Consider the following 22,555-nt stretch of genomic DNA (forward strand, 5'->3'; position numbering starts at 1 on the left):
TGTCTCTGGCCGCAGCGCCGCCGCCACCCAGGCCTTGGGCCGGGCACAGTGATGAATGAGGGAGTTGGATGATGAATCAGCGACTGCAAGCACCCTTGTCTGAATTGCACGAGAGCGACGCCTTTGCGCGGCGCCACATCGGGCCGAGCACGCCCGATGAGGCGCACATGCTGCGCGCCGTAGGTCAGCCCTCACGCCAGGCGTTGATGGCGGCCATCGTGCCCGCCGACATTGCACGGCCCGCCCCCATGGATTTGCCCCCCGCAGCCACGGAGCACGAAGCGCTGCAAGAGCTCAAAGCCATTGCCAGCCGCAACCGCGTTCTCAAGAGCTTTATCGGCCAGGGCTACTACGGCACGCACACCCCGGGCGTTATCCAGCGAAACATCCTGGAAAACCCCGCCTGGTACACCGCCTACACCCCTTACCAGGCGGAAATCTCCCAGGGCCGCCTGGAGGCTTTGCTGAACTTCCAGACCCTGGTGTGCGACCTCACGGGCATGCCCGTGGCCAACGCCTCCATGCTGGACGAAGCCACGGCCGCCGCCGAAGCCATGGCCTTGGCACGCCGCAGCGCCCGCTCTGACAGCCCGGTGTTCCTGGTGCACCCCGACGTGCATCCCCAGACCCTGGAAGTGATTCGCACCCGCGCCGAGCCGCTGGACTGGGTGGTCACCGTCCCCGCCGACCACACCGCTTTTGTCCAAGCCCTGCAAACCCCGCACTTTGGTGCACTGGTGCCATACCCGCGCAGCAGCGGCGCCATCGATGACTGGCGCGACGCTGCGGCGCACTGCCACAACCAGAAAGCGCTGCTGATTGCCGCCACCGACTTGCTGGCCCTGACGCTGCTGACACCCCCCGGCGAATGGGGTGCGGACATCGTTGTAGGTAACAGCCAGCGTCTGGGCATGCCCATGGGTGCCGGCGGCCCGCACGCGGCTTTCATGGCCTGCCAGGAGACACACAAACGCGCGCTACCCGGCCGCTTGGTAGGCGTCAGTATCGACGTAGAAGGTGCGCCAGCCGTGCGCTTGGCGCTACAAACCCGCGAGCAGCATATTCGCCGGGAAAAAGCCACCTCCAACATCTGCACCGCGCAGGTGCTGCCCGCGGTGATGGCCAGCATGTATGCGGTCTACCACGGCCCCGAAGGCCTGCGCGCCATCGCCCAGCGCATTGCCCGCTTAACGGCCGCACTGGCCCAGGGGCTGGAGCAGCTGGGCTGCACACTGGTGCATACCACCGCGTTCGACACCCTCACCGTGCATGCCCCAGGCAATGCATTAAACATAGCTACCCGCGCTTTACTAGCGGGCGTTAACCTGCGAAAAGTCTCTGATTCTCAGTTGGGCATTTCGCTGGACGAAACCAGTACACCCGCCGACATCGCCCTGCTGCTGCGGCTGTTTGGCGCCACGCATGCCCCGGTGGTCGAGGCCGATGCGCCCACGCGCCTGCCCGCACCGCTGTTGCGCACCAGCGCCTTCCTCACCCACCCGGTCTTTCACAGCCACCACAGTGAAACCGCCATGCTGCGCTACATCCGCAGCCTGTCCGACAAGGACCTGGCACTGGACCGCTGCATGATTCCACTGGGCTCGTGCACCATGAAGCTCAACGCCACCAGCGAGATGATCCCCATCACCTGGCCCGAGTTTGCGCACATCCACCCTTTCGCACCGGCCGACCAGCAGCAGGGCTATGCCCTGCTCGATCAGCAACTGCGTGACTGGCTGTGCGCCATCACCGGTTATGCCGGGGTCAGCCTGCAGCCCAATGCGGGCTCTCAGGGTGAATATGCAGGCCTGCTGGCCATTCGCGCCTGGCATGCATCGCGTGGGCAAACCCAGCGCACGGTGTGCCTGATTCCATCCAGCGCCCACGGCACCAACCCCGCCAGCGCGCAAATGTGCGGCATGCAAGTGGTGGTAGTGGCCTGCGATGCCCAAGGCAATGTCGACATGGCCGACCTGCAAGCCCAGTGCGAGGCCCACAGCGACAGGCTGGCCTGCATCATGATCACCTACCCCAGCACGCACGGCGTGTTTGAAGATGCCGTGCGCCCGCTGTGCGCACTGGTGCACCAGCACGGCGGCCGCGTTTATGTGGACGGCGCCAACATGAATGCGCTCGTCGGCCTGGCTGCACCGGGCGCTTTTGGCGGCGATGTCAGCCACCTCAATCTGCACAAAACCTTCTGCATTCCCCATGGCGGGGGCGGCCCCGGTGTCGGCCCCGTCTGCGTGGCCGAGGACCTGGTGCCCTTTCTGCCTGGCCATGCCAGCACAGGCCGTGCCTCCCCCGTCGGCGCGGTATCGGCTGCGCCCTACGGCAATGCGGCCGTGCTGCCCATCAGCTGGATGTACATCCGCATGATGGGCGCCCACGGCCTGCGCCACGCCACGGAAGCCGCCATCCTGAATGCCAACTACATCAGCACACGCCTGAAAGACGCCTACCCCACGCTCTATGCCGGGCCCGGCGGCTTTGTGGCGCACGAGTGCATTCTGGATCTGCGCCCATTGAAAGAAACCAGCGGCGTCACGGCCGAAGATGTGGCCAAGCGCCTGATTGACTATGGCTTCCATGCACCAACGCTGTCGTTCCCGGTGCCCGGCACCTTAATGGTCGAGCCCACGGAAAGCGAACCCCTGGAGGAGCTGGAGCGCTTCATCGCGGCCATGCTGGCCATCCGTGCAGAGATTCAGTGCATCGAAGACGGCCAGTGGCCGCGCGAGGACAATCCGCTCAAAAACGCCCCGCACACCGCGGCGCAATTGCTGCAAGCCGAGTGGGAGCGCCCCTACAGCCGTACCCAGGCCGCAGGTGGCCAACAGCTGGCCACCAAATACTGGCCGCCCGTGGCGCGCATCGACAATGTGCACGGCGACCGCAACCTGGTGTGCACCTGCCCGCCGCTGGAGGCTTACCTGAGCTGAGCCGCCAAGCTTCGAGCGCGGGGTTTGTCGTCTTGCCAGTCCAGCACTTACACTGCAGACCCAGCTCTTGCCCCGCGCTGCTTTATGAGCCGTCCAGACCTCTCCTTCCTGCTCCACCGCGAAGACGCCCCCGAATCGCCACCGCGGCCTCCTTCGGAGACGGCGTCTTTGGGTGTTTTGCCATCGTTTGAGATGCCGCAGGACTTGCCCAGCGACGACCCGCTGGCGGCCCTGATTGCCGAGCTGCGCAATTACCAAAATGAGCTGGAAATCCAGAACAAGGTGCTGGATTACAGCCAGGCCGTAGCGGAAAGTGCTTCCGAGCGGTTTGAAGCGCTGTTTGCCAGCGTGCCCCTGCCTTTGCTGGTGCTTGACGAGCATGACATGGTCATCCAGGCCAATGCCATGGCCCACAACGCCTTCCAGGCGCAGGGCCATGACCGATTACTGGTCTCCTTCATGCCCTACGTGTGCCCCAACGACACCGAGCGTGTGAACCAGGCCTTCATGGCCGCCCGCCAAGCCGGGCACAGCGAGGCGCAAGAAGTGGTCTTCACACTGGGCACCGGCCAGCAGATCCAGGGTGATCTGCACATTGCGTGTATCCAGATCCCGCAGCGCGAAGGCCCGGCCATTGCGCAGTTCATGTGCGCCGTGGTCGATCAAGGCCCCTTGTTGGCGGAGCGCCACCAACTACAAGAGCGCAATGACCAGTTGCACACCAGCGAATTGCGCCTGGAATCGGTCATTAACTCCTCGCTGGATGCCATCATCTGCGTGGACAAGGACCAGCGCATCACCGTCTTCAACCCCACGGCTGCAGCCCTCTTTCTGTGTCCGGTCAACGATGCGCTGGGCTGCCGCCTGGAGCGTTTTTTGCCCGATGCCGTCCACGCACTGGATCTGGCCCCGCTGACCACCCAGGCCATGCTGGGTGAAATGACCGCCCGCACGGCCACCGGCAAGACCTTGCCCGTGGAAGTGGCCATGTCGTTCGAGCGTCTGGCCGGCGGCGAAGTCACTACCGTGTTTGCACGCGACCTGACCAGCCACAAGCGCGCGGAAGCGCAGCGCAGCGAACTGGAAGTGCAGCTGCGCCAATCGCACAAGATGCAGGCGCTGGGCACCATGGCCGGCGGCATTGCCCACGACTTCAACAACATCGTCGGGGCCATCTTGGGCAATGTGGAATTGGCCAAAGCCGATTGCGGGCACAACCCGCTGGCGCTGGAGAGCCTGCTTGAAATCGAAAAAGCTGGCCGCCGGGCCCGTGATTTGGTGCGCCAGATTCTGACCTTCAGCCGCAACGAGCCCCCCAAACGCTTTGCCGTGCATGCCCACGAGGTCATGCGCGATACCGAACGCCTGCTGCGCGTGACTTTGCCTCCAGCGATTGAGCTGCAGGTTTATGCCTCGCACGAGCTGCCTTGCATCCTGGCCGACCCCACGCAGGTGGAACAAGCCCTCTTCAACCTCACCACCAATGCCGTGCATGCCCTGTGCGATGCACGTGGCACGATCCGCATGGAAGCCGCTTTGAGCCTGTCGGAGCAGCGGCTGTGCGATCGCCTAGGCTTGGCGCTGGGCGATTACGTGGTGATTTCCGTGCAGGACAATGGGCCCGGCATTCCCCCAGACACCTTGCAGCGCATTTTTGAGCCGTTTTTCACCACCAAGCCCGTCGGTCAAGGCACCGGCCTGGGGCTGGCCGTGGTGCACGGGGTGATGCGCACGCACGGCGGTGCAGTGGATGTGACCAGCCGGGTCGGCAGCGGCAGCCTGTTTGCCTTGTACTTTCCGGTCTTGACGGCTGCGGACATGCAAGCGCACCCACCGGCCCCGCCCATCAAGCGGGACATCTGCGCGGTTCCCTCCCATGCCATGGCGCCCACACCCGAGGTGCGCAAGCACGTCATGTATGTGGACGATGACCAGGCGCTGGTTTCCCTGGTACAGCGCCTGCTGCGGCGCAGGGGCTACCAAGTCACTGGTTTCCTCGACCCCCGGGAAGCCACGGAGGCCTTGCGCCAAAATCCCTTGGACTACGACCTGGTGGTCACCGACTACAACATGCCCGGTTATTGCGGGGTGGACTTGGTGCGCGACTCCAAATCCATCCGCCCCGACTTGCCCGTGGCACTAGCCTCGGGCTATGTCACGGCTGAAATCGAGGCCCAAGCCATTGCAGCAGGGGCCCTGGCATTGATCTACAAACCCAATGATGTGGATGAGCTGTGCGAGACCGTTGACCGCCTCATCCACCCGAAGTTCTAAGCATTTTGTTGCCTCCCCGCCCCCTCTGCCTGTATGAAGACGAGTACCTGCTGGTACTCGACAAACCCGCCGGCCTGCTCTCCGTACCAGGGCGTGGCCCTGACAAGCAAGACTGCCTGATCCACCGCGCCCTGCACTACTGGCCAGATGCCCTCGTCGTGCACCGCCTGGACATGGCCACCTCCGGGCTGCTGATCTTCGCGCGCACCAAAGATGTGCAACGCACGCTGGGCGACGCATTTGCAGCCCGTGAAATCGACAAGCGCTACACCGCCATCGTGCACGGCCACATCACGGCAGATACGTGGTGCACGGTGGATGCCCCGCTGATCTGCGACTGGGAACGCAGGCCGTTGCAGATCGTCGACCCCGTCAACGGCAAGCCCAGCCAGACCCAATACCTGCGCCACCCCGACCAGGGCCAGTTGCCTGCGCAGAGCACCCTGCTCTGGCTCAGCCCCATCACCGGGCGCTCGCACCAATTGCGCGTACACATGACCCACATTGGCCACCCCATGCTGGGCGATGCCCTCTATGCGCCTCCAGCCATTGCTGCGCAATCGCCCCGACTGTGTCTGCACGCCACTACCTTGGATTTCGCCCACCCCATGCATGGCCAGCCACTGCACATCGAAAGCCCCGCACCATTTTGAGACTTTAGGCGTCCAGACGCCCGCGGCAACTGGCGCCCACCACGCAGCTTTGTTGCGAAACCATTCACGCATTTATCTTGATTTTTCGCAGCAATCCATCAAATTTTCTGCGACTGTCCACGCCCTAGAGACAAACCCGATTGCGCCCTCCCGGAACTCATTTTTAAGCTTACCCCCTCAGCATCAGGCATGCAATTTGCAAAGACCTCCTACAGCAAGTGCTTGGTGCAAAAATTTTACTGAGAGGACATTCAACAATGCGCGCTTCGTTCCGTTTGAAAACTGTAGTGGCAACTTTGGGTCTGCTGGGTGCAGCCGTAGCCAGCCAAGCTCAGGCACAGAACATCAAGATCGCCATGGTGATCCCAACCACCGGCCCCCTGACGCAGTACGGCGACATGGTCAAGGAAGGCGTATCTACCGCCGTCGAACAGATCAATGCTGCAGGTGGCATCAATGGCAAGAAGATCGAAGTGACCACCGTGGATGACGCTTGCGAGCCCAAGCAAGGTCCTGTCGCGGCCAACCGCGTGGTCAACAGCAAGATCGGCTACATGATTGGCCCAGTGTGCTCAGGCGCCGCCATTGCTGCTGCACCTATTTATGACAACGAAGGTGTGGTGGTGGTCACGCCATCGGCCACTTCGCCAGCACTGACGGAAGGCAAGAACTTCCACTACATCTTCCGCACCATCGGTCGCGATGACCAGCAAGGCCCATCGGCCGCCAAGTTCATCTTGGAAAAAGCCAAGCCCGCCAAAGTGGCCGTGCTGCACGACAAGCAGTCGTATGGCCAGGGCATCGCATCTTCGGTGCGTGACACGCTGGAAAAAGGCGGCATGAAGGTTGCCATGTTCGAAGGCATCAATGCCGGCGACAGCGATTACTCGGCCATCATCACCAAGCTCAAGAGCGCTGGCGTTGACTTTGTCTACTACGGCGGCTATCACCCTGAAATGGGCCTGCTGCTGCGCCAAGCTTCCGAGCAAGGCCTGAAAGTGCGCATGATGGGCCCAGAAGGCGTGGGCAACCCTGAAGTGAACGCGATCGCTGGCAACGCGGTAGAAGGCATGCTGGTCACACTGCCCGCAGACTTCTCCACCAACCCGCAAAACGCGGCCATCGTCAAGGCGTTCCAGGACAAGAAGCGCAATCCTTCCGGCGCATTCCAGCTGACTGCCTACGCTGCGACCCAAGCCATCGCCGAGAGCATCAAGGCCGTGGGCGACGATCCCAAGAAGGTGGCAGACCATCTGCACAAGGCCAAGATCAACACCGTGATTGGCCCTGTGGCATGGAACAAGCAAGGCGATCTGACGTCCTTCGACTTCCAAATTTTCCAATGGCATAAAGACGGCAGCAAAACTCCTGCGGCCAAGTAATCCATTGCAAGTTGCAAGCCCACAGCGCTTTTTTCTAAGCCTGTGGGCTTTTCAGTTCACAGCTTGCTTTGCTGCGCCTTTTCATTTCGCTAGGTCCTCGCGCACATGAATGACTTTCTCCCTCAGCTGATACAACAGCTATTCAATGGCCTCTCTCTGGGAGCCATTTACGCCCTGATCGCCATTGGCTATACCATGGTCTACGGCATCATCGGCATGATCAATTTTGCGCACGGCGATATCTACATGATTGGCGCCTATGTCGGTTTGGTCACCCTCTCGGCCGTCGGCATCCAAGGCGCCGTTCCTATCTGGATGGTGATCGGCCTGATGCTGATCGTGGCCGTTGTCATCACCGGCATCTACGGCTTTGCCGTGGAACAAGTGGCCTACAAGCCCGTGCGCAACAGCCCGCGCCTGGTGGCTTTGATCTCGGCCATCGGTATGTCCATCTTTTTGCAAAACTGGGTCGCCCTGGGCCAAGGTGCGCGCGACATGGCCGTGCCTTCGCTGCTGCCCGGTGCTTTCCAGTTTGAAATGGGCAATGGCTTTGAAGTCTTTGTGCCCTACACCCGCATTCTGATCATTGCGGTTGCGGTGGTGCTGATGATTTTGCTCACGCTCTACATCAAGCATTCGCGCATGGGCCGCGCCTCGCGCGCCTGCTCGCAAGACATGCACATGGCCAGCCTGCTGGGCATTAACACCAACCGTGTGATTTCTTTCACCTTCATCTTGGGCGCCATGCTGGCCGCCGTCGGCGGGGTGCTGATTGCACTGGCCGTGGGCAAGCTCAACCCCTTCATTGGCTTTATCGCTGGCATCAAGGCCTTTACCGCAGCCGTGCTGGGCGGCATTGGCAGCATTCCCGGCGCCATGCTCGGCGGCGTGTTGCTGGGCGTGGCCGAAACCCTGGCTGCTGCCTATATCTCCTCGGAGTACAAAGACATCGTGGCATTCAGCCTGCTGGTGCTGATTTTGCTGTTCCGCCCCACAGGTCTGCTGGGCAAGCCTGAAGTGGAGAAAGTCTGATGCAGCGCCTTCTCCTGAACCTTGGCCCGGCGTTGATGGCTGCCGTCATCACCGCCCTGGTCGTTACCCCTATTTTTGGTCTGCAACTGGAGCGCGTGGGCGGGCAAATGAGCCTGGAGCCGCACTGGAGCTATGTGCTCTGGGCATCGCTGATCGTCTTTGCCGTGCAATTGCTCAAACCTGCACTCAAGGGCGCAACCCGTGGCATTCGCCTGCCGCGCATTCCTGACATCTCACCCAAGCTGCGCAACGCCCTCATGTTTGCGGCGCTGCTGATGGCCGTGTCCTGGCCGTTCTTTGCGGGCCGCAATGCGGTGGACATCGCCACCCTCGCCATGATTTACGTCATGCTGGGGCTGGGCCTGAACATTGTGGTGGGCTTTGCCGGCTTGCTGGATCTGGGCTTTGTCGGCTTTTACGCCGTCGGTGCCTATACCTACGCCCTGCTGTTCCACTGGGCAGGCTGGTCATTCTGGGAAGCACTGCCACTGGCAGGTGCCGCCTCGGCCTTGTTCGGCTTTGTGCTGGGCTTTCCCGTGCTGCGCCTGCGCGGTGACTACCTGGCCATCGTGACCCTGGGCTTTGGTGAAATCATTCGCCTGCTGCTCATCAACCTGAACGACTGGACCGGCGGTCCTGACGGTATCTCCGGCATTCCCAAGCCCACCGTGCTGGGTTTTGAGATGACCCGCAACCCCAGCGTCGAAGGTGGCACCACTTTCCACCAACTCATGGGTCTGGAGTTCAGCTCCGTGCACATGGTCATCTTCCTGTACCTGATGGCGCTGATGCTGGCGATTGTCACGCTGTGGATCTCCAACCGCCTGATTCGCATGCCAATCGGGCGCGCCTGGGAAGCTTTGCGTGAAGACGAGATCGCTTGCCGCTCGCTGGGCCTGAACCCCATGCACATCAAGCTATCCGCCTTCACCCTGGGGGCCATGTTTGCAGGTTTTGGCGGCGCTTTCTTTGCAGCACGCCAAGGCATTGTGAACCCCGAATCCTTCACCTTCATTGAGTCCGCGCTGATCCTGGCCATTGTGGTGCTGGGAGGTATGGGCTCTCAAATGGGTGTGATTGTGGCGGCCATCTTGATCACGGTGCTGCCCGAGCTGGCCCGTGAGTTCTCCGAATACCGCATGATGATTTTTGGCCTGGTCATGATCTTGATGATGGTGTGGCGCCCGCAGGGCCTGTTCCCTGTCACCCGCCCCCATGTGGCAGTGCCGCCCAAGCGCAGCGCTTGACCTCCATCCCATGCACACATTGAAGAAGAAATTCCAGCATGCATAGCAGCCATTTATTGGACGTGAAAGACCTGAGCATGCGCTTTGGCGGTTTGCTCGCGGTCGATGGCGTCAATCTTGAACTGAGCGAGAAACAAATTCTCGCCATCATCGGCCCCAACGGGGCCGGTAAAACCACTGTTTTCAACTGCATCAGCGGCTTCTACACCCCCACCAGCGGCAGCGTTGTGCTGCAAGGCGAAAGCATCGCCGGTCTGGGCAGCCACACCGTGGCACGCAAAGGCGTGGTGCGTACTTTCCAGAACGTGCGCCTGTTCAAGCGCATGACAGCGCTGGAGAACCTGCTGGTGGCACAGCACCAGAAAACACGCGGTTCGGTGCTGTCAGGCCTGTTCAACACACCGAGCTTTCGCCGCAAAGAGGCCGAGGTGATCGAGCGCAGCCTGCACTGGCTGGACTATATGGGCCTGCGCGAATTCGCCAACCGCGAAGCGGGCAACCTGGCCTATGGCCACCAGCGCCGTCTGGAGATTGCGCGCTGCATGATCACCGACCCCAAGGTGCTCATGCTCGACGAGCCCGCCGCCGGTCTGAACCCCCAGGAAAAACTGGATCTGCAAGCGCTGATTCGCCAGTTGCGTGACCAGTATGGCGTGGCCATTTTGCTGATCGAGCACGATATGGGCCTGGTGATGGGCGTCTCAGAGCGCATCACCGTCATGGAATATGGCAAGCCCATTGCCCATGGCACACCGGATGAAGTGAGAAACAATGAGCGGGTCATCAAGGCCTACCTGGGAGAGGCCTGAGATGACAGCAACAACCCCCATGCTCAGCCTGCAGCACATCAGCACCCATTACGGCTCCATCTGCGCCGTCAACCAGGTGTCTTTGCATGTGAACAAGGGCGAGATCGTCAGCCTGATCGGCTCCAACGGCGCAGGCAAAACCTCGCTGCTGATGACAGTGTGCGGCAATCCACGTGCGACCAGTGGCACCATCCACTTCGAGGGCGAGGACATCACCCACCTGCCCACGCACCACATCATGCAGCGTGGCATTGCCATCTCGCCCGAGGGGCGCCGGATTTTCCCCGACCTCACCGTCGTGGAAAACCTGCAGATGGGCGGCTTCTTCCTGCAAAAGTCAGACATTGAGTCGGGCATCGAGCACGTGTTCCACCTGTTCCCGCGCCTGAAAGAGCGTGCCCACCAGCGCGCCGGCACCATGTCGGGCGGCGAGCAGCAAATGCTGGCCATTGGCCGCGCGCTGATGTCCAAGCCGCGTCTGCTGCTGATGGACGAGCCCACGCTGGGCCTGGCCCCACTCATCATTGCGCAGATTTTTGACATCATTCAGACCATCCGCAACGAAGGCGTGACCGTCTTCCTGGTGGAGCAAAACGCCAACCGCGCCCTGCAAATTGCCGACCGGGGCTATGTGCTGGAAACCGGCAAGCTGGTGCTGGAAGACACAGGTGCCAATCTGCTCAAGAACGACGCCGTGCGCAAGGCCTACCTGGGCGGATAAAGCACCTGCGCAAAAACAAGAGCTGCCAGCGCTTGTCAATGAATGCTTTCAGCATATAAAGAGGCTGAAAGCAAACAAAGACGGTCGCTAGCAGCTCTTTTTTTATACACAACCAAGCAGCCACCCCAGCCACATTGAACACCAGCCGCCGCGTTGCGCACGGTACGATGGTGGGCATGAAACCTCAGCTCTACATCCTCACCGGCGGCTCGCGTGGCATGGGTCTGGCCATGGCACAGCAAATCCTCAGCCAGGGCCACCACCTGCTGACCATGGCGCGCCAGCGCAATGCCGATCTGGAGCCACTGGCCGTTGCCCACCAGGCCAATTTGGAACAGTGGCAGCACGACCTGGCAGCACCCGCTGCCGCCGCCGAGCAACTGCGCACCTGGCTGGGCACCCACAGCGCAGCCGACTTTGAGCGCGTGGTGCTGATCAACAATGCGGGCGCCATCCCACCGATTGCCCCGCTGTCCAGCAGCGACTGGAACGCCATCAGCCAGGCCCTGCGCGTGGGGCTGGAAGCCCCCATGCTGCTGACCTCCGCCTTTTTGCAGGCGACGGAGCATTGGGACATTCCACGCCAGGTGCTCAACGTCTCCTCCGGGCTCGGCCGCCGCGCCATTGCTTCGCAAGCCACCTACTGCGCGGCCAAGGCCGGCATGGACAATTTCTCGCTGTCCGTTGCGCTGGACGAAGCCGCCAAACCCAACGGCGCCAAGGTCTGCGCACTGGCACCCGGCGTGATTGACACCGACATGCAGCTGCAGCTGCGCAGCGCCAGCGAAGCTGCATTCCCCGATGTCGCACGTTTTGCTGGGTTGAAGCACAGCGGCAACCTCACCTCGCCCGAGGAAGCTGCTGCACGCGTGCTGGCCTGGCTGGATCGGCCCGACTTTGGCCAGCCTGTGCTGGCCGATGTGCGCCAAAGCTGATTACCTGCACAGATGCCGAATCGGAATGCATTTTTTGCTAACTTTGGTCACATTCTTCGCATTCCAGCGCTAATATCAGGGCATCCCAAGAACCTGTTTGTGCCAAGTGGGCCACACAGCGCTGCGCCATCTGATCGATGCCGCAGACCGTGATCAACCCGTAGGCAACCCCTACGGGCTGTGCGCAAACTGGGTTACATACAGGTACTCCATGCCTGGTGGTACAGCACCCCTGTGCCATCAATCGGCCCACAAATTTGCTCGAAAGCGAGAGCTTGTTCTGCATGGCAATGGCAGAACCCTCGGCTGTTTTAGATATCTGTGTTTTTGGAGACCTTCATGTACCGCAAACTGATCACCTGCACCACATTGGCTTTGGCTGCAGGTGTTGCAGCACCCGCCTTGGCCGAAAGCGCCAGCCAATATCCCAGCAAACCCATCCGCCTGGTGATTCCATTTCCTCCAGGAGGCGGCACCGACATCCTGTCGCGCGTGGTGGCCAACAAGCTGACCGAAGCCACCAAGTGGACGGTCGTTCCTGAGAACAAGGCCGGCGCGGGCGGCACCATCGGTATTTCCGAAGCCGTCAAATCCCCCGCCACGGGCTACGACATGGTCATGGGCCAAAAGGACAACCTGATCCTGGGCCCCTATCTGTACAAGAACCTGCCCTGGAACCCCACCAAGGATCTGACCCCAGTGGCCCACGTGGCCTACACCCCGGTCATCATCGCCACCAGCGTCAACTCGCCCTACAAGTCCATGGCCGACGTGATTGCTGCCGCCAAGGCCAGCCCCAACAAGGTGACCTACGGCTCGCCCGGCAATGGCACCAGCATTCACATTGCGGGCCACATGTTCGAAAAGGCAGCGGGCATCCAACTGACGCACGTGCCCTACAAGGGCTCCAACCCCGCTTTGATGGACGCAATTTCCGGCAACGTGGATCTGCTGGTCTCCTCCATTCCTTCGGCCATCAGCCAGATCAAGGCAGGCAAGCTGCGCCCTCTGGCTGTGACCTCGGCCCAGCGCGCCACTTCTTTGCCCGATGTGCCCACCATGCAAGAGCAAGGCATGAAGGGCTTTGACGTCAGCACCTGGTACGGTCTGTTCATGCCTGCGGGTACACCAGCGGACATCGCCGCCAAAATGAATGCGGAAGTGAACAAGCTGCTGGCCTCGCGCGAAGTGCAAGAAGCCATCCTGGCTCAGGGCGCAGAGCCCAAGGCCATGAGCATTGCGGAATTCGACAAGATGTACCGTACCGACTTCACCAACTCCAAGGCTGTGGTGGAAGCGTCTGGTGCCAGCATCCAGTAATGGATAACTAATTGATAGCTGTCAGCGCTGGCTACATCAGCGCCAAAGGCAGTTTTCACTCCAAAAAAAGCCCGGCTCGCAGGAGTCGGGCTTTTTTCATGGTGCAGCCACGCAGGCGCGGCAGGTGGCTACGGCGGCGCCTCACCCACGGCCTGACGGGCCCAAGCCTGCAATTGCGCAGTGTGCTCTGGCAGGTGCGTGCCGGCGCGCAGCGCGATCAGTGCTTGCCAAGTCATGGTGCGTGCCGGCGCGCAGCGCGATCAGTGCTTGCCAAGTCATGGTGCGGTCCGCCACCTGCTGCAACTGGCGGTTGTGCAGCAGCACCCGCACGGGACGCTGCCACAGATCCCAATCCCAGCCGCGCAAGTGGTGCAGCAGCACAGCAGCCCGACCCTGCACACATCCTGCAGCTGATTGAGCGGCTGACGCACCACGCACTGGAGCACACAGCGCTGCACCGGCTGGTCTATGGCTCAGCAGATGCCCCAGCGCTGGCGCTGTGCAAACAGTCTGACGAGCGCATCTTGCAGCGGCTGCTGCGTTCGATGGAACACAACCTGCCAGCGCCACAACCTAGCGCTGCCGCCGCGTATACGCTGTCCGCCTCACTGATTTTTCACGGGCTGGACGGCGCCCTGCACCGCGCCATCATGCCCGATGAAAAAATTGACCGCCCTGCCTTTGTGCGCTCGGTGCGCCAGTTCGCCGCCAATGTGTTGCAGCTCGACACCTCGGCGGCATCCCCCCACATGGGCTAGCTGCACCCAACACCCTGGCGACCTGGGTGCGAGCGCAACGCTGATCGGTGCACGTGCTAGATACGCTGACCGATGTGTGCGCCGTGATCGGCTGGCTGAGGGAGCCCCGCGCCAGCGCTCTGCGGCCAGGCAATCACATGCTCAATCAAGGCGCGCAGCTTGCGCGGCTGGTTGCGGCGGCTGGCGTAATACAAATAAAAGCCTGGGAATTCCGGCAAATAGCGGTCCAAAACAGACACCAGCTGCCCGCGCTCCAGGTATGGCGCAAAGGTTTCTTGCATGCCCATGGTGATGCCGCCATCCGCCAGCGCGGTGCGAATCATCAGCAGCATGTCGTTCGTGGTCACGCAGGGTGCGACGGCCAGGCTGAAATCACGGCCCTTTTCCTGAAACTCCCAGCGGTAAGGCGCAGACTGCAGCGCAGCGCGCCAGCCAATGCAACGGTGGCCCAAAAGATCATTCGGGTGCTGCGGGGTTCCATGCGCTGAGAAATACGCAGGCGTAGCCACCACCACTTGCCGCTGTGGGCCCGTCAACGGAATGGCAATCATGTCTTGCTCAATGACTTCACCCAGGCGCACACCGGCATCAAATCCCGCCGCAATGATGTCTGACTCATCATCCGTCACCGTGATATCCAGGGTGATTCCAGGATGGGCTGCGGCAAAGGCGCTGATCAGCGGCCCCGAGAGGAATCGCTCGGCAATCGAGGTGACCGCCACGCGCAAAAGCCCGCGTGCCGGTCCATCGTGGGCCGCCTCTTCCAGCGCCGCATGCACCACCGCCAAAGGCCCGCTGATTTGCTGATAGAGCGCCTGGCCAGCCTCGGTCAAGCGAACATGGCGCGTTGTGCGATGCAGCAAAGTCGTACCCAGGCTGTCTTCCAACCGGCGCATGGCCTGGCTGACCGCAGAACGCGTCACGCCCAGCTGGTCTGCAGCTGCGCGAAAGCTTTGCGCTTTGGCCACCGCCAGAAAGCTGTGCAGCAAATAGAGTTCATCTTTCATTGGTTAGACACTCTAACCAAATTGATCGAAATTAGGGGGCTTATCCAATCCAATCGGGCTGCATACAGTTCGGGCTTTCCATCCCCCGCCGCCTTGGCGCGCAGAAAGCTCCCTATGACCAACCCACTCAACAAAGTTATTTTGATTACCGGTGCCAGCAGTGGCATTGGTGCATCCACCGCACGGCTGCTGGCCGCCAGCGGCGCCACCGTGCTGCTGGGTGCGCGCCGCATCGACCAGTTGCACGGCATCGTGGCCGATATTGCACGTGCGGGGGGTATGGCAGAAGCCCACGCATTGGATGTGACCGAGCGTGCGCAGGTGCAAGCTTTTGCAGACCACGCCATGGCGCAATTCGGGCGCATTGACGCCATCATCAACAACGCGGGCGTCATGCCGCTGTCTCCGCTGGCAGCACTGAAAGTCGATGAATGGGACTGGATGATCGATGTCAACATCCGCGGCGTGCTGCATGGCATTGCAGCCGTGTTGCCTGTCATGCGCCGCCAAGGCTACGGCCAGGTGGTCAACATCGCCTCCATCGGCGCCCACGCGGTATCTCCAACCGCCGCCGTCTATTGCGCCACCAAGTATGCCGTATGGGCCATCTCAGAGGGGCTGCGCCAAGAAAGCGCAGATATCCGCGTCACCACCATCAGCCCCGGCGTCACAGAGTCGGAATTGGCAGAAACCATCTCGGATGCAACAGGCCGCCAAACCATGAAAGAGTTTCGAAAGGTTGCCATCAGCGCATCGGCCGTAGCCCGCGCCATCCTCTTCGCTATCTCACAGCCCGCAGATGTGGATACCAGCGAAATCATTGTCCGCCCTACTGCCAGCCCGCACTGAACCTGCGAAGCGCTGATCCACTTCAAGCGCAGCATGGCTGCACTGCCAGAGGGCCAGGCACGCACGTCAGTCACTGAACACGCCTGCAGCCGCCCCAGCAGTTTCCAGCGTGCTTGCTGGCCGGCGTAGATATTCCTGTCGTGGCCATCAAACAGCAAATCCGCTGCAACTTTCATCGCTGCGGCGGTTAGCTGTCATTGGTAGCCCCCATGCCACCCCACATGGGCAGCAGCGGCAAACCCGGCCACCCGGCGCATTCCGCACTGTGTTTGTGTGATGTGCGGGTAGTTTAATATTTGAATTTAATAGCTACTAGCGCTTACTGCATAAGCGCTAAACGCCTATTTCATTTAAATTTTTCATGTAAAAAAACCCCTGCCGGTTTGCACTGGCAGGGGTTTGGTGGGTTGCGCTCAGGCAGTAAGGCTTAATACGCCCAGCGCATCTTCACATTCACTGCGTGCTCACGCGTGCCACTGCCATATTCGCCTTGGTAGCCCAGCTCCAGTGCTGCGCGGCGGCTTAGTTCCACCTCGGCTTGCAGGCCCACCAGCGCCGTGTTGCGCGCCAGTGGTGCGCCCGTCATGGTAAAGCTGCTGCTGCCTTCAAACGCCATGGTGGCCGTTCGCTTCACATCACCAAAGGCGTGGCGCCAGCCCAAAGTACCTTTGAGGCGGGCATCTTTGCCTGCCAGCTTGATGTCACTGTGTGCCCGCACGCCCAGCGTGGTGCTGGTGGTGGTGTCATTGCTGCTGCTGCCGCGCAGTGCGGCAAAGCCACCTGTTTCCTGGAAGCTGCCCACGCGCTGCTGCGTGATGTTGATGCCGGCAAACGGCTCCACCCCCTGCTTGCTGTACTGCCCCATGGCGTAACCCACTTCACCAAACAACTGCAGCGTGTTGGCGCTGTACTTGGCCTTGAGGTTCTGGCCCAAGCCCGCCACGCTGCGTTCGCTGCTGATGCGGTGGTGCGTATACGCCAAACCACCCATCACGTTCACACGATGCATGCCGTGCCTAAACCCCTTGCCGGTGTAGACCGATGCGCTGTAGCTCTTGGTGTCTGCCGATGCATCACGCGCCTTCACCTTGGCATCTGCCGTGGTAAAGCCCAGCGAGCCACCCACGCGCCAGCCATTGCGACCCACTTCCTCATCAGCCCCCACAAACAGGCCGTACACGTTTTGCGTCAACTTGGCGGCGTTGCCATCACCATCTACGCTTTGGCGGTGGCCCACCACCTCCGCCCATGCAGGCAGTGCTTTCGATGTGGGCCAGGCCGATGCTGGCAAAGGGCCATCAGACTGTGCAATGGCAGCGCCTGGGCGGTAACCAGCCGTCAGGTTGCTGTGCATGCGCTGCGCCCCCAAGCCTGCTGCACGGGCACTTAATGCCTGCAAGCCAGATTGCCAGTTGGCGTGTGAATCACCAGACAGGCTATTGAACGCTGCCGCTGGCGCCCCAGCTGGCAAAGTTGCAATGTACTGATGTACGGGATGGCTGCTGGGCAAGATTTCAATCGCATTGGCTGCAGCCACCTGATTGGTGGTGCCTGCCTGATCGGCAAAACCCACATTGGCCTTGCGCTGCAGCGTCAGAGTGACATCGGTGGCATCCAGCGCCGGATCGGTGACAACCTGCCCACTATCCAGATAGCCGAGCGTTGCATTCAGATATGCGTAATTCGTCGCAACAGATTGGAATCGGCCGTTGATCTGATAGGCCGTCAAGATCGTGTAAGTCACACCCGTTTGAAAATCAGAGGCTGCTTTAACGACATTGCCCACATGCTGCACGCTGCTGCCTGTCAGGGTGGCTATACCGTTAACTTTCAGCAAGCTGGCTTGGGTTGTGGATGGATCCACCCGTACCTGTAGTGTGGAGCCAGACGCCATCGTCAGGTCACCATCCACCTTCAGCGGATCGTAGGGGCGATCGTTATCTACCCCACCTGGCGCTATGGTGCTGCCAGCCAGCGTCGTGAAACTGCCTTTGACAGTGCCAGTCCCCCTCAACGTGCCGTAGTTCTCGAATGTACTGCCGAACCTTAACTCTAAGTCGCCATGATTAACTAGCGTGCCACCCGACGCATTGGTCAGCGTGGCATTGGTGGCGTTGATCAGCGTGCTATTGGTGGCGTTGGTCAGCGTGCCCTTGTTGGTCACCCCCCCAATACTGAGCAGCTCGCGATTGTTAGTCAGCTCAGCGCCAGACTCGTTGATCAGCGTATGCTCGTTTATCAGCAGAGCGTTAGACGTCAGATCCCCATTATTTGTCAGCACGCCACCATTGACCATGCTCACAGTATTGGTCAGCACGCCAACATTGGTCATGTGTGGCGCCAGACATTATTTGCATGTTCGCATTATTGGTCAGCGTAGCGCCAGACTCGTTGCGCAGGGCCCCATAATTGACAAACCAGCCAGCGTTGGTCAGCGTGCCACTACTGATAATGTTGAGTTCACCGGTAGGATCGATAGTCCCACCATCGTAGTTTCTAGAATTGGCAATAGTTTCACTGACTCCAGCCCCAACCGTAAGCGAGACTGCTGATGCCTCTTGCACGCCTGCACATGCCAACAGTGCGGCCAAACACAGCGCTGTGGGCTGCCAGCGCGCACCCTGAAAACCGGCAAACGCATTGGTCACTGTGGCCTGTAGCACGCAGTGTTTATGCCCACCGCCAGCGGCGGCACGTGCTGTTTCAGGGCCTGCCACCCAGCAGCCCAGCGCGGCGTTCCAGATGGAGCGGTAAATGTGGTTCATCAGCGAATCCTTAGCACGTCAACGTATGGGTGCTGCCAAGCGTGCTCGCACAGTCGCGCAGCCGCCTGACAGCAGAAAGTTCTAAATTGATACAGATGCTAAACAAACTTACCAAACCAAGCCAACGATAATTTTTGGCAATCAGGCTGCAGCAGTCATTGCCTGTAGCTTTGGCGCTACAAACTTTGAAGACTCTACGAAGTCAGCAGCCCCGCCCGTGGTGAACCTGGGTGGATCAGCGGTCAGCAGCGGGTTGACGGGCAGAGGGTTGCACCCATGACCGCGCTGACCCGCTACATCATCCAGCACGACATTGCGCCCACCAACACGCAGTTGGCCGCCCTTGCCACCCAACACTGTGATGTGATGCGCGATTAATTGAATAGCATCTAGCGATTGCTGTATAAGCGCTAGAGGCCTATTTCATTCAAATTCTGCATGTAAAAAACCCCTGCCGGTTTGCACTGGCAGGGGTTTTCAATGCGGGGGCACAGTCAGTTGCGTTCGCGTGCAATAGCGACATTCAAAGAACGACCCTCCGTCGGTTGACCATGCAGGCCCTGAACGGCAGCAGCCGCCGCTTCGGGCGTGGACATTTCGACGAACGCGAATCCGCGCGAGCGGCCCGTGTCACGATCCAAAATGACCTGAGACGATGTCACGGTGCCGTAGTTGGTAAACAGCTTGCGCAAAGCATCGCTGTCAATGGAAAAAGCGAGGTTGCTGACATAAAGCTTGTTTTGCATGGTGTGCTTTCCGAAAAAATGGGCTGGCGAGCCAAGACAAAAGTGCTTAGTTGGGGCGGCGCTTAGGTGCGCCGAAATTGCTGGAGCGCGTTTCCAGGTGGCGGAAAGTCACGCGCCCTTTATTCAGGTCATACGGTGACATTTCAACCGTCACCTTGTCACCTGCCAGAACTCGAATGCGGTGCTTGCGCATCTTGCCGCCGGAGTAAGCAATCAGTTGGTGTCCGTTCTCCAGAACGACGCGAAAACGCGAATCAGGCAATACCTCTTCAACACGGCCTTGCATTTCAATGAGTTCTTCTTTGGACATGAGTCTCCTGTGTCAGTGGATTCACAACGTGTGCCGTATGCACGCGCTTAATTAAGTTGGTTAGACAACACCATCGTGCGTGCCTGCGCCAATGCGTAGCTGTTAGCCAGTGTTTCGCTATCAAACTGTGGAATAAAGCGAAAGATGCGGTCGTACATGCCGCGTCGGATTGAAACGGATGAGGAAAACTGACCCGAAACGTCTATGTGACTGAATGGTGTAACAACGTAGTTGCCCACCTGCTCTTTGATTTTTTGTTGCAGCATGGAAATATGGACGAGCTTGGTCACCCGCAGTGACACTGTCGTCAGAAAAAAAGGAAGGTGCCCTTGTAGAGGGCAATGAGAGTGCAGGCCAAGAAGATGCCTGCAAGAATTCGCCGTGGAGTGTGGCCGTCACGCGCTTCGATATCAGTCGAAGGGAACTTCCCGCAGCCAAGGGGCTGAAAGGGGCCAGTCACGCACTAGAGTGGGCGAACAACAAATTTAGTGCAGAAAAACAGTATATCCGCCATCTCACAATCACACTAGCGGCCAGCGCCATGCCCCTAGTACCGCTCCCGTTGGAAGGTCAAGATATCCCAAAGCACGCGGATGGGCTGGTTCACATACACTGCCCCCAGATGCCACATCCCCGTTACCGGCATCTTGTTAAAGGCAGGCCGTTGCCAATGCAAGTGAGCCCAAGCCTACATGGACAGTACGTTCCAACATCTCGACAAACACGCTGACTACTTCTGGAGAGTCCTAGCGTCGTCACTTCTCAATCCACCTTGGCGGGAATCATGGTGGATCTGATCTCAACCTATCGCAGTGGATGCTGCATAGGTGGTTTTTGAAAGCAAGCAATGAACACCAAACTCTACGTAGGCAACCTCTCTTACGCCGTACGTGATGCTGACTTGGAGCAGCAATTTTCACAGTTTGGACAAGTCACCTCTGCCAAAGTCATGATGGAACGCGACACCGGTCGCTCCAAAGGTTTTGGATTTGTGGAAATGTCTACAGAACAAGAAGCGCAAGCCGCAATTGCTGGGTTGAATGAGCAGCCTTGGAGCGGCCGCAACATGATGGTCAATGTTGCACGCCCTCGCGAAGAGCGTCCATCGGGATTCAGCGGCGGCTACCGCAACGATCGCAACCGCTACTAAACAGCTCTGCGCCAAGAACTTTTTCACATACTGTGAAAATTCAAAAAGCCCACGTGGAAGTTTCCATGCGGGCTTTTTTGCTTATCTGTGGATTTCGGCGTAATTTCCGACCTACTTAGCCGGCCCCCTCAGGGCACTGACTGAGCGATCAGGCCACCAAGACGCCGCAGAACGCCTTTGCTTGGCTGGGAAAAACCGCAAACCCACAAAAGAAAAGCCCCATGCATTGCTGCATGGGGCTGTAATCTTTGGTGGGTCCTGCGAGATTCGAACTCGCGACCAACGGATTAAAAGTCACAAAAACCATAGCATCACACTAAGTCATCAACGGTCAATCTTCATAATAACCAATTGATTTATAATGAAAAATTGAATCAACAAAGCTTTTAAACCGTCATACAAGATCAGTTCAGATGGTAGAAATTTGGTAGCAATTAGCTTGTCCAGTAGCAATTCAGTAGCAACAAACATCCATCCGACGGTCGCTGGTCACGACGGTTTTTGACCACCATGACAAGCCCCACGAACCGCATCAATTTCACCAAAGCAAGCATAGACAGCCTCCCTCTTCCCGAGTCCGGTTGGAAGTATTACTACGACACCAAGGTCTCCGGCTTGGCGGTTGGTGTTGGTTCCAGCGGCGTCAAAACCTACGTTCTGTATAAAAAGATCAACCGTCGCCCCGAACGCATCAAGATCGGGCGTACCACCGACCTTACAGTGGACGAAGCGCGAACCAAGGCCATTGAGCACAACGGCAAGGTGGCGCTGGGCAGTAACCCTGCCGACAAGAAGCGCCAGCAGCGTGCGGAGATCACCTTCGGCGAGATGTTCAAGCTGTACTACGAGCAACACAGCAGACCGCGAAAGAAAACACACAAGGAGGACTTGGCCAAGTTCACCAAGTACCTGTCGAACCGGAAGTACGGCGTCAACCTCGCAAACCACCGTCTGTCCGAGATCGGTATCGGGGAAGTTAAGGCAGTCTTCAACAAGATCACGGAAGAGCATCCCATCACCGCCAATCGCGTCTTGGCCCTGATTAGCAGCGTCTTTAGCGAGGCCGTTCGCGCTGAACTCTATTCGGGGCTGAACCCGTGCCGTGGAGTCCGGCGCAACAAGGAGAACAAGCGATCGCGTTTCCTGACCCGCGAAGAACTCCCCGCTCTTTTCAAGGCTCTGGAAGAATGTAAGAACCCTATTGCCCGCGACTACATCAAGATGAGCCTGGTCACTGGTGCGCGCCGCTCCAACGTGCTGGCGATGCGCTGGGACCAAATCAGCCTCGTCCGCAACGAATGGCTGATCCCCGAGACAAAGAACGGCGAGCCTCAGACCATCCCGCTGCTGCCTCAAGCGCTGGAAATCCTTAAGGCACGCAAAGCAGACCCCGGCGCAGCCAACAGCGAGTTCGTTTTCCCCAGCACTGGAGCAAAAGGCCATCTGGTCGAGCCCAAGCGCGCGTGGGACACGATCCGCAAGAAAGCTGGCATCGAAGACGTGCGGCTTCATGATCTGCGACGCACATTCGGTGCCTGGATGGCAGGTAGCGGAGCCAACCTGTCGATCATTGGGAAGTCGCTCAACCACAAGTCGCTAGACACCACAAAGACTTATGACCGGCTGTGGATTGATCCGGTACGCGAAGCAATGGA

General features: G+C 59.6%; 19 protein-coding genes and 1 pseudogene. 14 read left to right on the forward strand and 6 right to left on the reverse strand.

Going from position 1 to position 22,555, the window contains the following annotated elements; all coding sequences use genetic code 11:
- Window positions 1–71: 71 nt before the first annotated feature.
- From gcvP to AC27VO_RS15915, 11 genes are all read left to right on the forward strand, one after another.
- Window positions 72–2,942, forward strand: a complete 2,871-nt coding sequence (gene gcvP, locus AC27VO_RS15865) for an aminomethyl-transferring glycine dehydrogenase (protein WP_488667684.1) — start codon at window positions 72–74, stop codon at window positions 2,940–2,942.
- Between the two features lie 84 nt (window positions 2,943–3,026).
- Window positions 3,027–5,216, forward strand: a complete 2,190-nt coding sequence (locus tag AC27VO_RS15870) for a PAS domain-containing hybrid sensor histidine kinase/response regulator (protein WP_488667685.1) — start codon at window positions 3,027–3,029, stop codon at window positions 5,214–5,216.
- 5 nt (window positions 5,217–5,221) lie between these two features.
- Complete coding sequence (locus AC27VO_RS15875) at window positions 5,222–5,869, forward strand: RluA family pseudouridine synthase (RefSeq protein WP_488667686.1); 648 nt, start codon at window positions 5,222–5,224, stop codon at window positions 5,867–5,869.
- A 257-nt stretch (window positions 5,870–6,126) separates the two neighbouring features.
- Window positions 6,127–7,251, forward strand: coding sequence for a high-affinity branched-chain amino acid ABC transporter substrate-binding protein (locus tag AC27VO_RS15880; protein WP_488667687.1), 1,125 nt, complete (start codon window positions 6,127–6,129; stop codon window positions 7,249–7,251).
- Window positions 7,252–7,356: 105 nt separating this feature from the next.
- Entirely contained in the window at window positions 7,357–8,283 is a 927-nt protein-coding gene (gene livH / locus AC27VO_RS15885) for a high-affinity branched-chain amino acid ABC transporter permease LivH (RefSeq protein ID WP_488667688.1), read from the forward strand.
- Window positions 8,283–9,530, forward strand: a complete 1,248-nt coding sequence (locus AC27VO_RS15890) for a high-affinity branched-chain amino acid ABC transporter permease LivM (protein WP_488667689.1) — start codon at window positions 8,283–8,285, stop codon at window positions 9,528–9,530. The genes livH and AC27VO_RS15890 overlap by 1 nt, the downstream gene beginning before the upstream one ends.
- A gap of 38 nt (window positions 9,531–9,568) precedes the next feature.
- Window positions 9,569–10,339: a high-affinity branched-chain amino acid ABC transporter ATP-binding protein LivG gene (livG, locus tag AC27VO_RS15895; protein WP_488667690.1), complete on the forward strand. Its 771-nt coding sequence runs from the start codon at window positions 9,569–9,571 to the stop codon at window positions 10,337–10,339.
- A gap of 19 nt (window positions 10,340–10,358) precedes the next feature.
- On the forward strand, window positions 10,359–11,060 hold the full coding sequence (locus tag AC27VO_RS15900) for an ABC transporter ATP-binding protein (RefSeq protein ID WP_488667703.1): 702 nt from the start codon (window positions 10,359–10,361) through the stop codon (window positions 11,058–11,060).
- 176 nt (window positions 11,061–11,236) lie between these two features.
- Window positions 11,237–11,995, forward strand: a complete 759-nt coding sequence (locus AC27VO_RS15905) for an SDR family NAD(P)-dependent oxidoreductase (protein ID WP_488667691.1) — start codon at window positions 11,237–11,239, stop codon at window positions 11,993–11,995.
- Between the two features lie 339 nt (window positions 11,996–12,334).
- The gene (locus tag AC27VO_RS15910; protein WP_488667692.1) at window positions 12,335–13,315 is read left to right on the forward strand and encodes a Bug family tripartite tricarboxylate transporter substrate binding protein; all 981 of its coding nucleotides are present in this window, start codon (window positions 12,335–12,337) and stop codon (window positions 13,313–13,315) included.
- Between the two features lie 263 nt (window positions 13,316–13,578).
- Window positions 13,579–14,073: a hypothetical protein gene (locus AC27VO_RS15915; protein ID WP_488667693.1), complete on the forward strand. Its 495-nt coding sequence runs from the start codon at window positions 13,579–13,581 to the stop codon at window positions 14,071–14,073.
- Between the two features lie 56 nt (window positions 14,074–14,129).
- Here the strand turns inward: AC27VO_RS15915 and AC27VO_RS15920 are convergent, their stop codons facing one another.
- Window positions 14,130–15,080 carry a LysR family transcriptional regulator gene (locus AC27VO_RS15920; RefSeq protein ID WP_488667694.1) on the reverse strand — a complete coding sequence of 317 codons (951 nt, stop codon included), beginning with the start codon at window positions 15,078–15,080 and terminating at the stop codon, window positions 14,130–14,132.
- Window positions 15,081–15,194: 114 nt separating this feature from the next.
- Here AC27VO_RS15920 and AC27VO_RS15925 point away from each other — a divergent pair, with 114 nt between their 5' ends.
- A complete protein-coding gene (locus AC27VO_RS15925; protein WP_488667695.1) occupies window positions 15,195–15,929 on the forward strand; it encodes an SDR family oxidoreductase in 735 nt (244 codons plus the stop codon).
- A 427-nt stretch (window positions 15,930–16,356) separates the two neighbouring features.
- Here AC27VO_RS15925 and AC27VO_RS15930 read toward each other — a convergent pair whose 3' ends face one another.
- The 5 genes from AC27VO_RS15930 to AC27VO_RS15950 form a co-directional block, all read right to left on the reverse strand.
- Window positions 16,357–18,261: an autotransporter family protein gene (locus tag AC27VO_RS15930; protein ID WP_488667696.1), complete on the reverse strand. Its 1,905-nt coding sequence runs from the start codon at window positions 18,259–18,261 to the stop codon at window positions 16,357–16,359.
- A complete protein-coding gene (locus AC27VO_RS15935; RefSeq protein WP_488667697.1) occupies window positions 18,197–18,694 on the reverse strand; it encodes an ESPR domain-containing protein in 498 nt (165 codons plus the stop codon). Before AC27VO_RS15935 ends, AC27VO_RS15930 begins: the two co-directional genes overlap by 65 nt.
- Window positions 18,695–19,188: 494 nt before the next feature.
- Window positions 19,189–19,440 (reverse strand): RNA recognition motif domain-containing protein, encoded by a 252-nt coding sequence (locus AC27VO_RS15940; RefSeq protein ID WP_488667698.1) that lies wholly within the window; start codon window positions 19,438–19,440, stop codon window positions 19,189–19,191.
- Window positions 19,441–19,486: 46 nt separating this feature from the next.
- Window positions 19,487–19,750, reverse strand: a complete 264-nt coding sequence (gene infA, locus AC27VO_RS15945) for a translation initiation factor IF-1 (RefSeq protein WP_488667699.1) — start codon at window positions 19,748–19,750, stop codon at window positions 19,487–19,489.
- Between the two features lie 47 nt (window positions 19,751–19,797).
- Entirely contained in the window at window positions 19,798–20,016 is a 219-nt protein-coding gene (locus tag AC27VO_RS15950) for a hypothetical protein (protein ID WP_488667700.1), read from the reverse strand.
- A gap of 581 nt (window positions 20,017–20,597) precedes the next feature.
- Here AC27VO_RS15950 and rbp point away from each other — a divergent pair.
- Both rbp and AC27VO_RS15960 read left to right on the forward strand, forming a co-directional pair.
- Window positions 20,598–20,885 (forward strand): annotated as a pseudogene (gene rbp / locus AC27VO_RS15955) (RNA-binding regulator); the annotation flags it as partial.
- A gap of 525 nt (window positions 20,886–21,410) precedes the next feature.
- Window positions 21,411–22,555, forward strand: a 1,145-nt coding sequence (locus AC27VO_RS15960; RefSeq protein WP_488667701.1) for a tyrosine-type recombinase/integrase, incomplete at its 3' end; no start/stop codon positions are given.

The sequence above is a fragment of the Comamonas sp. 14P8.1.4 genome (genome assembly GCF_057799285.1).

Excerpts from the sequence above, each read along its gene's own strand:
- gcvP (WP_488667684.1), top strand. The coding sequence starts at position 72 with ATGAATCAGCGACTGCAAGCACCCTTGTCTGAATTGCACGAGAGCGAC.
- AC27VO_RS15870 (WP_488667685.1), top strand. The coding sequence starts at position 3,027 with ATGAGCCGTCCAGACCTCTCCTTCCTGCTCCACCGCGAAGACGCCCCC.
- AC27VO_RS15880 (WP_488667687.1), top strand. The coding sequence starts at position 6,127 with ATGCGCGCTTCGTTCCGTTTGAAAACTGTAGTGGCAACTTTGGGTCTG.
- livH (WP_488667688.1), top strand. The coding sequence starts at position 7,357 with ATGAATGACTTTCTCCCTCAGCTGATACAACAGCTATTCAATGGCCTC.
- AC27VO_RS15890 (WP_488667689.1), top strand. The coding sequence starts at position 8,283 with ATGCAGCGCCTTCTCCTGAACCTTGGCCCGGCGTTGATGGCTGCCGTC.
- livG (WP_488667690.1), top strand. The coding sequence starts at position 9,569 with ATGCATAGCAGCCATTTATTGGACGTGAAAGACCTGAGCATGCGCTTT.
- AC27VO_RS15900 (WP_488667703.1), top strand. The coding sequence starts at position 10,359 with ATGCTCAGCCTGCAGCACATCAGCACCCATTACGGCTCCATCTGCGCC.
- AC27VO_RS15905 (WP_488667691.1), top strand. The coding sequence starts at position 11,237 with ATGAAACCTCAGCTCTACATCCTCACCGGCGGCTCGCGTGGCATGGGT.
- AC27VO_RS15910 (WP_488667692.1), top strand. The coding sequence starts at position 12,335 with ATGTACCGCAAACTGATCACCTGCACCACATTGGCTTTGGCTGCAGGT.
- AC27VO_RS15920 (WP_488667694.1), bottom strand. The coding sequence starts at position 15,080 with ATGAAAGATGAACTCTATTTGCTGCACAGCTTTCTGGCGGTGGCCAAA.
- AC27VO_RS15925 (WP_488667695.1), top strand. The coding sequence starts at position 15,195 with ATGACCAACCCACTCAACAAAGTTATTTTGATTACCGGTGCCAGCAGT.
- AC27VO_RS15930 (WP_488667696.1), bottom strand. The coding sequence starts at position 18,261 with ATGACCAATGTTGGCGTGCTGACCAATACTGTGAGCATGGTCAATGGT.
- AC27VO_RS15935 (WP_488667697.1), bottom strand. The coding sequence starts at position 18,694 with ATGAACCACATTTACCGCTCCATCTGGAACGCCGCGCTGGGCTGCTGG.
- AC27VO_RS15940 (WP_488667698.1), bottom strand. The coding sequence starts at position 19,440 with ATGCAAAACAAGCTTTATGTCAGCAACCTCGCTTTTTCCATTGACAGC.
- infA (WP_488667699.1), bottom strand. The coding sequence starts at position 19,750 with ATGTCCAAAGAAGAACTCATTGAAATGCAAGGCCGTGTTGAAGAGGTA.
- AC27VO_RS15950 (WP_488667700.1), bottom strand. The coding sequence starts at position 20,016 with ATGCTGCAACAAAAAATCAAAGAGCAGGTGGGCAACTACGTTGTTACA.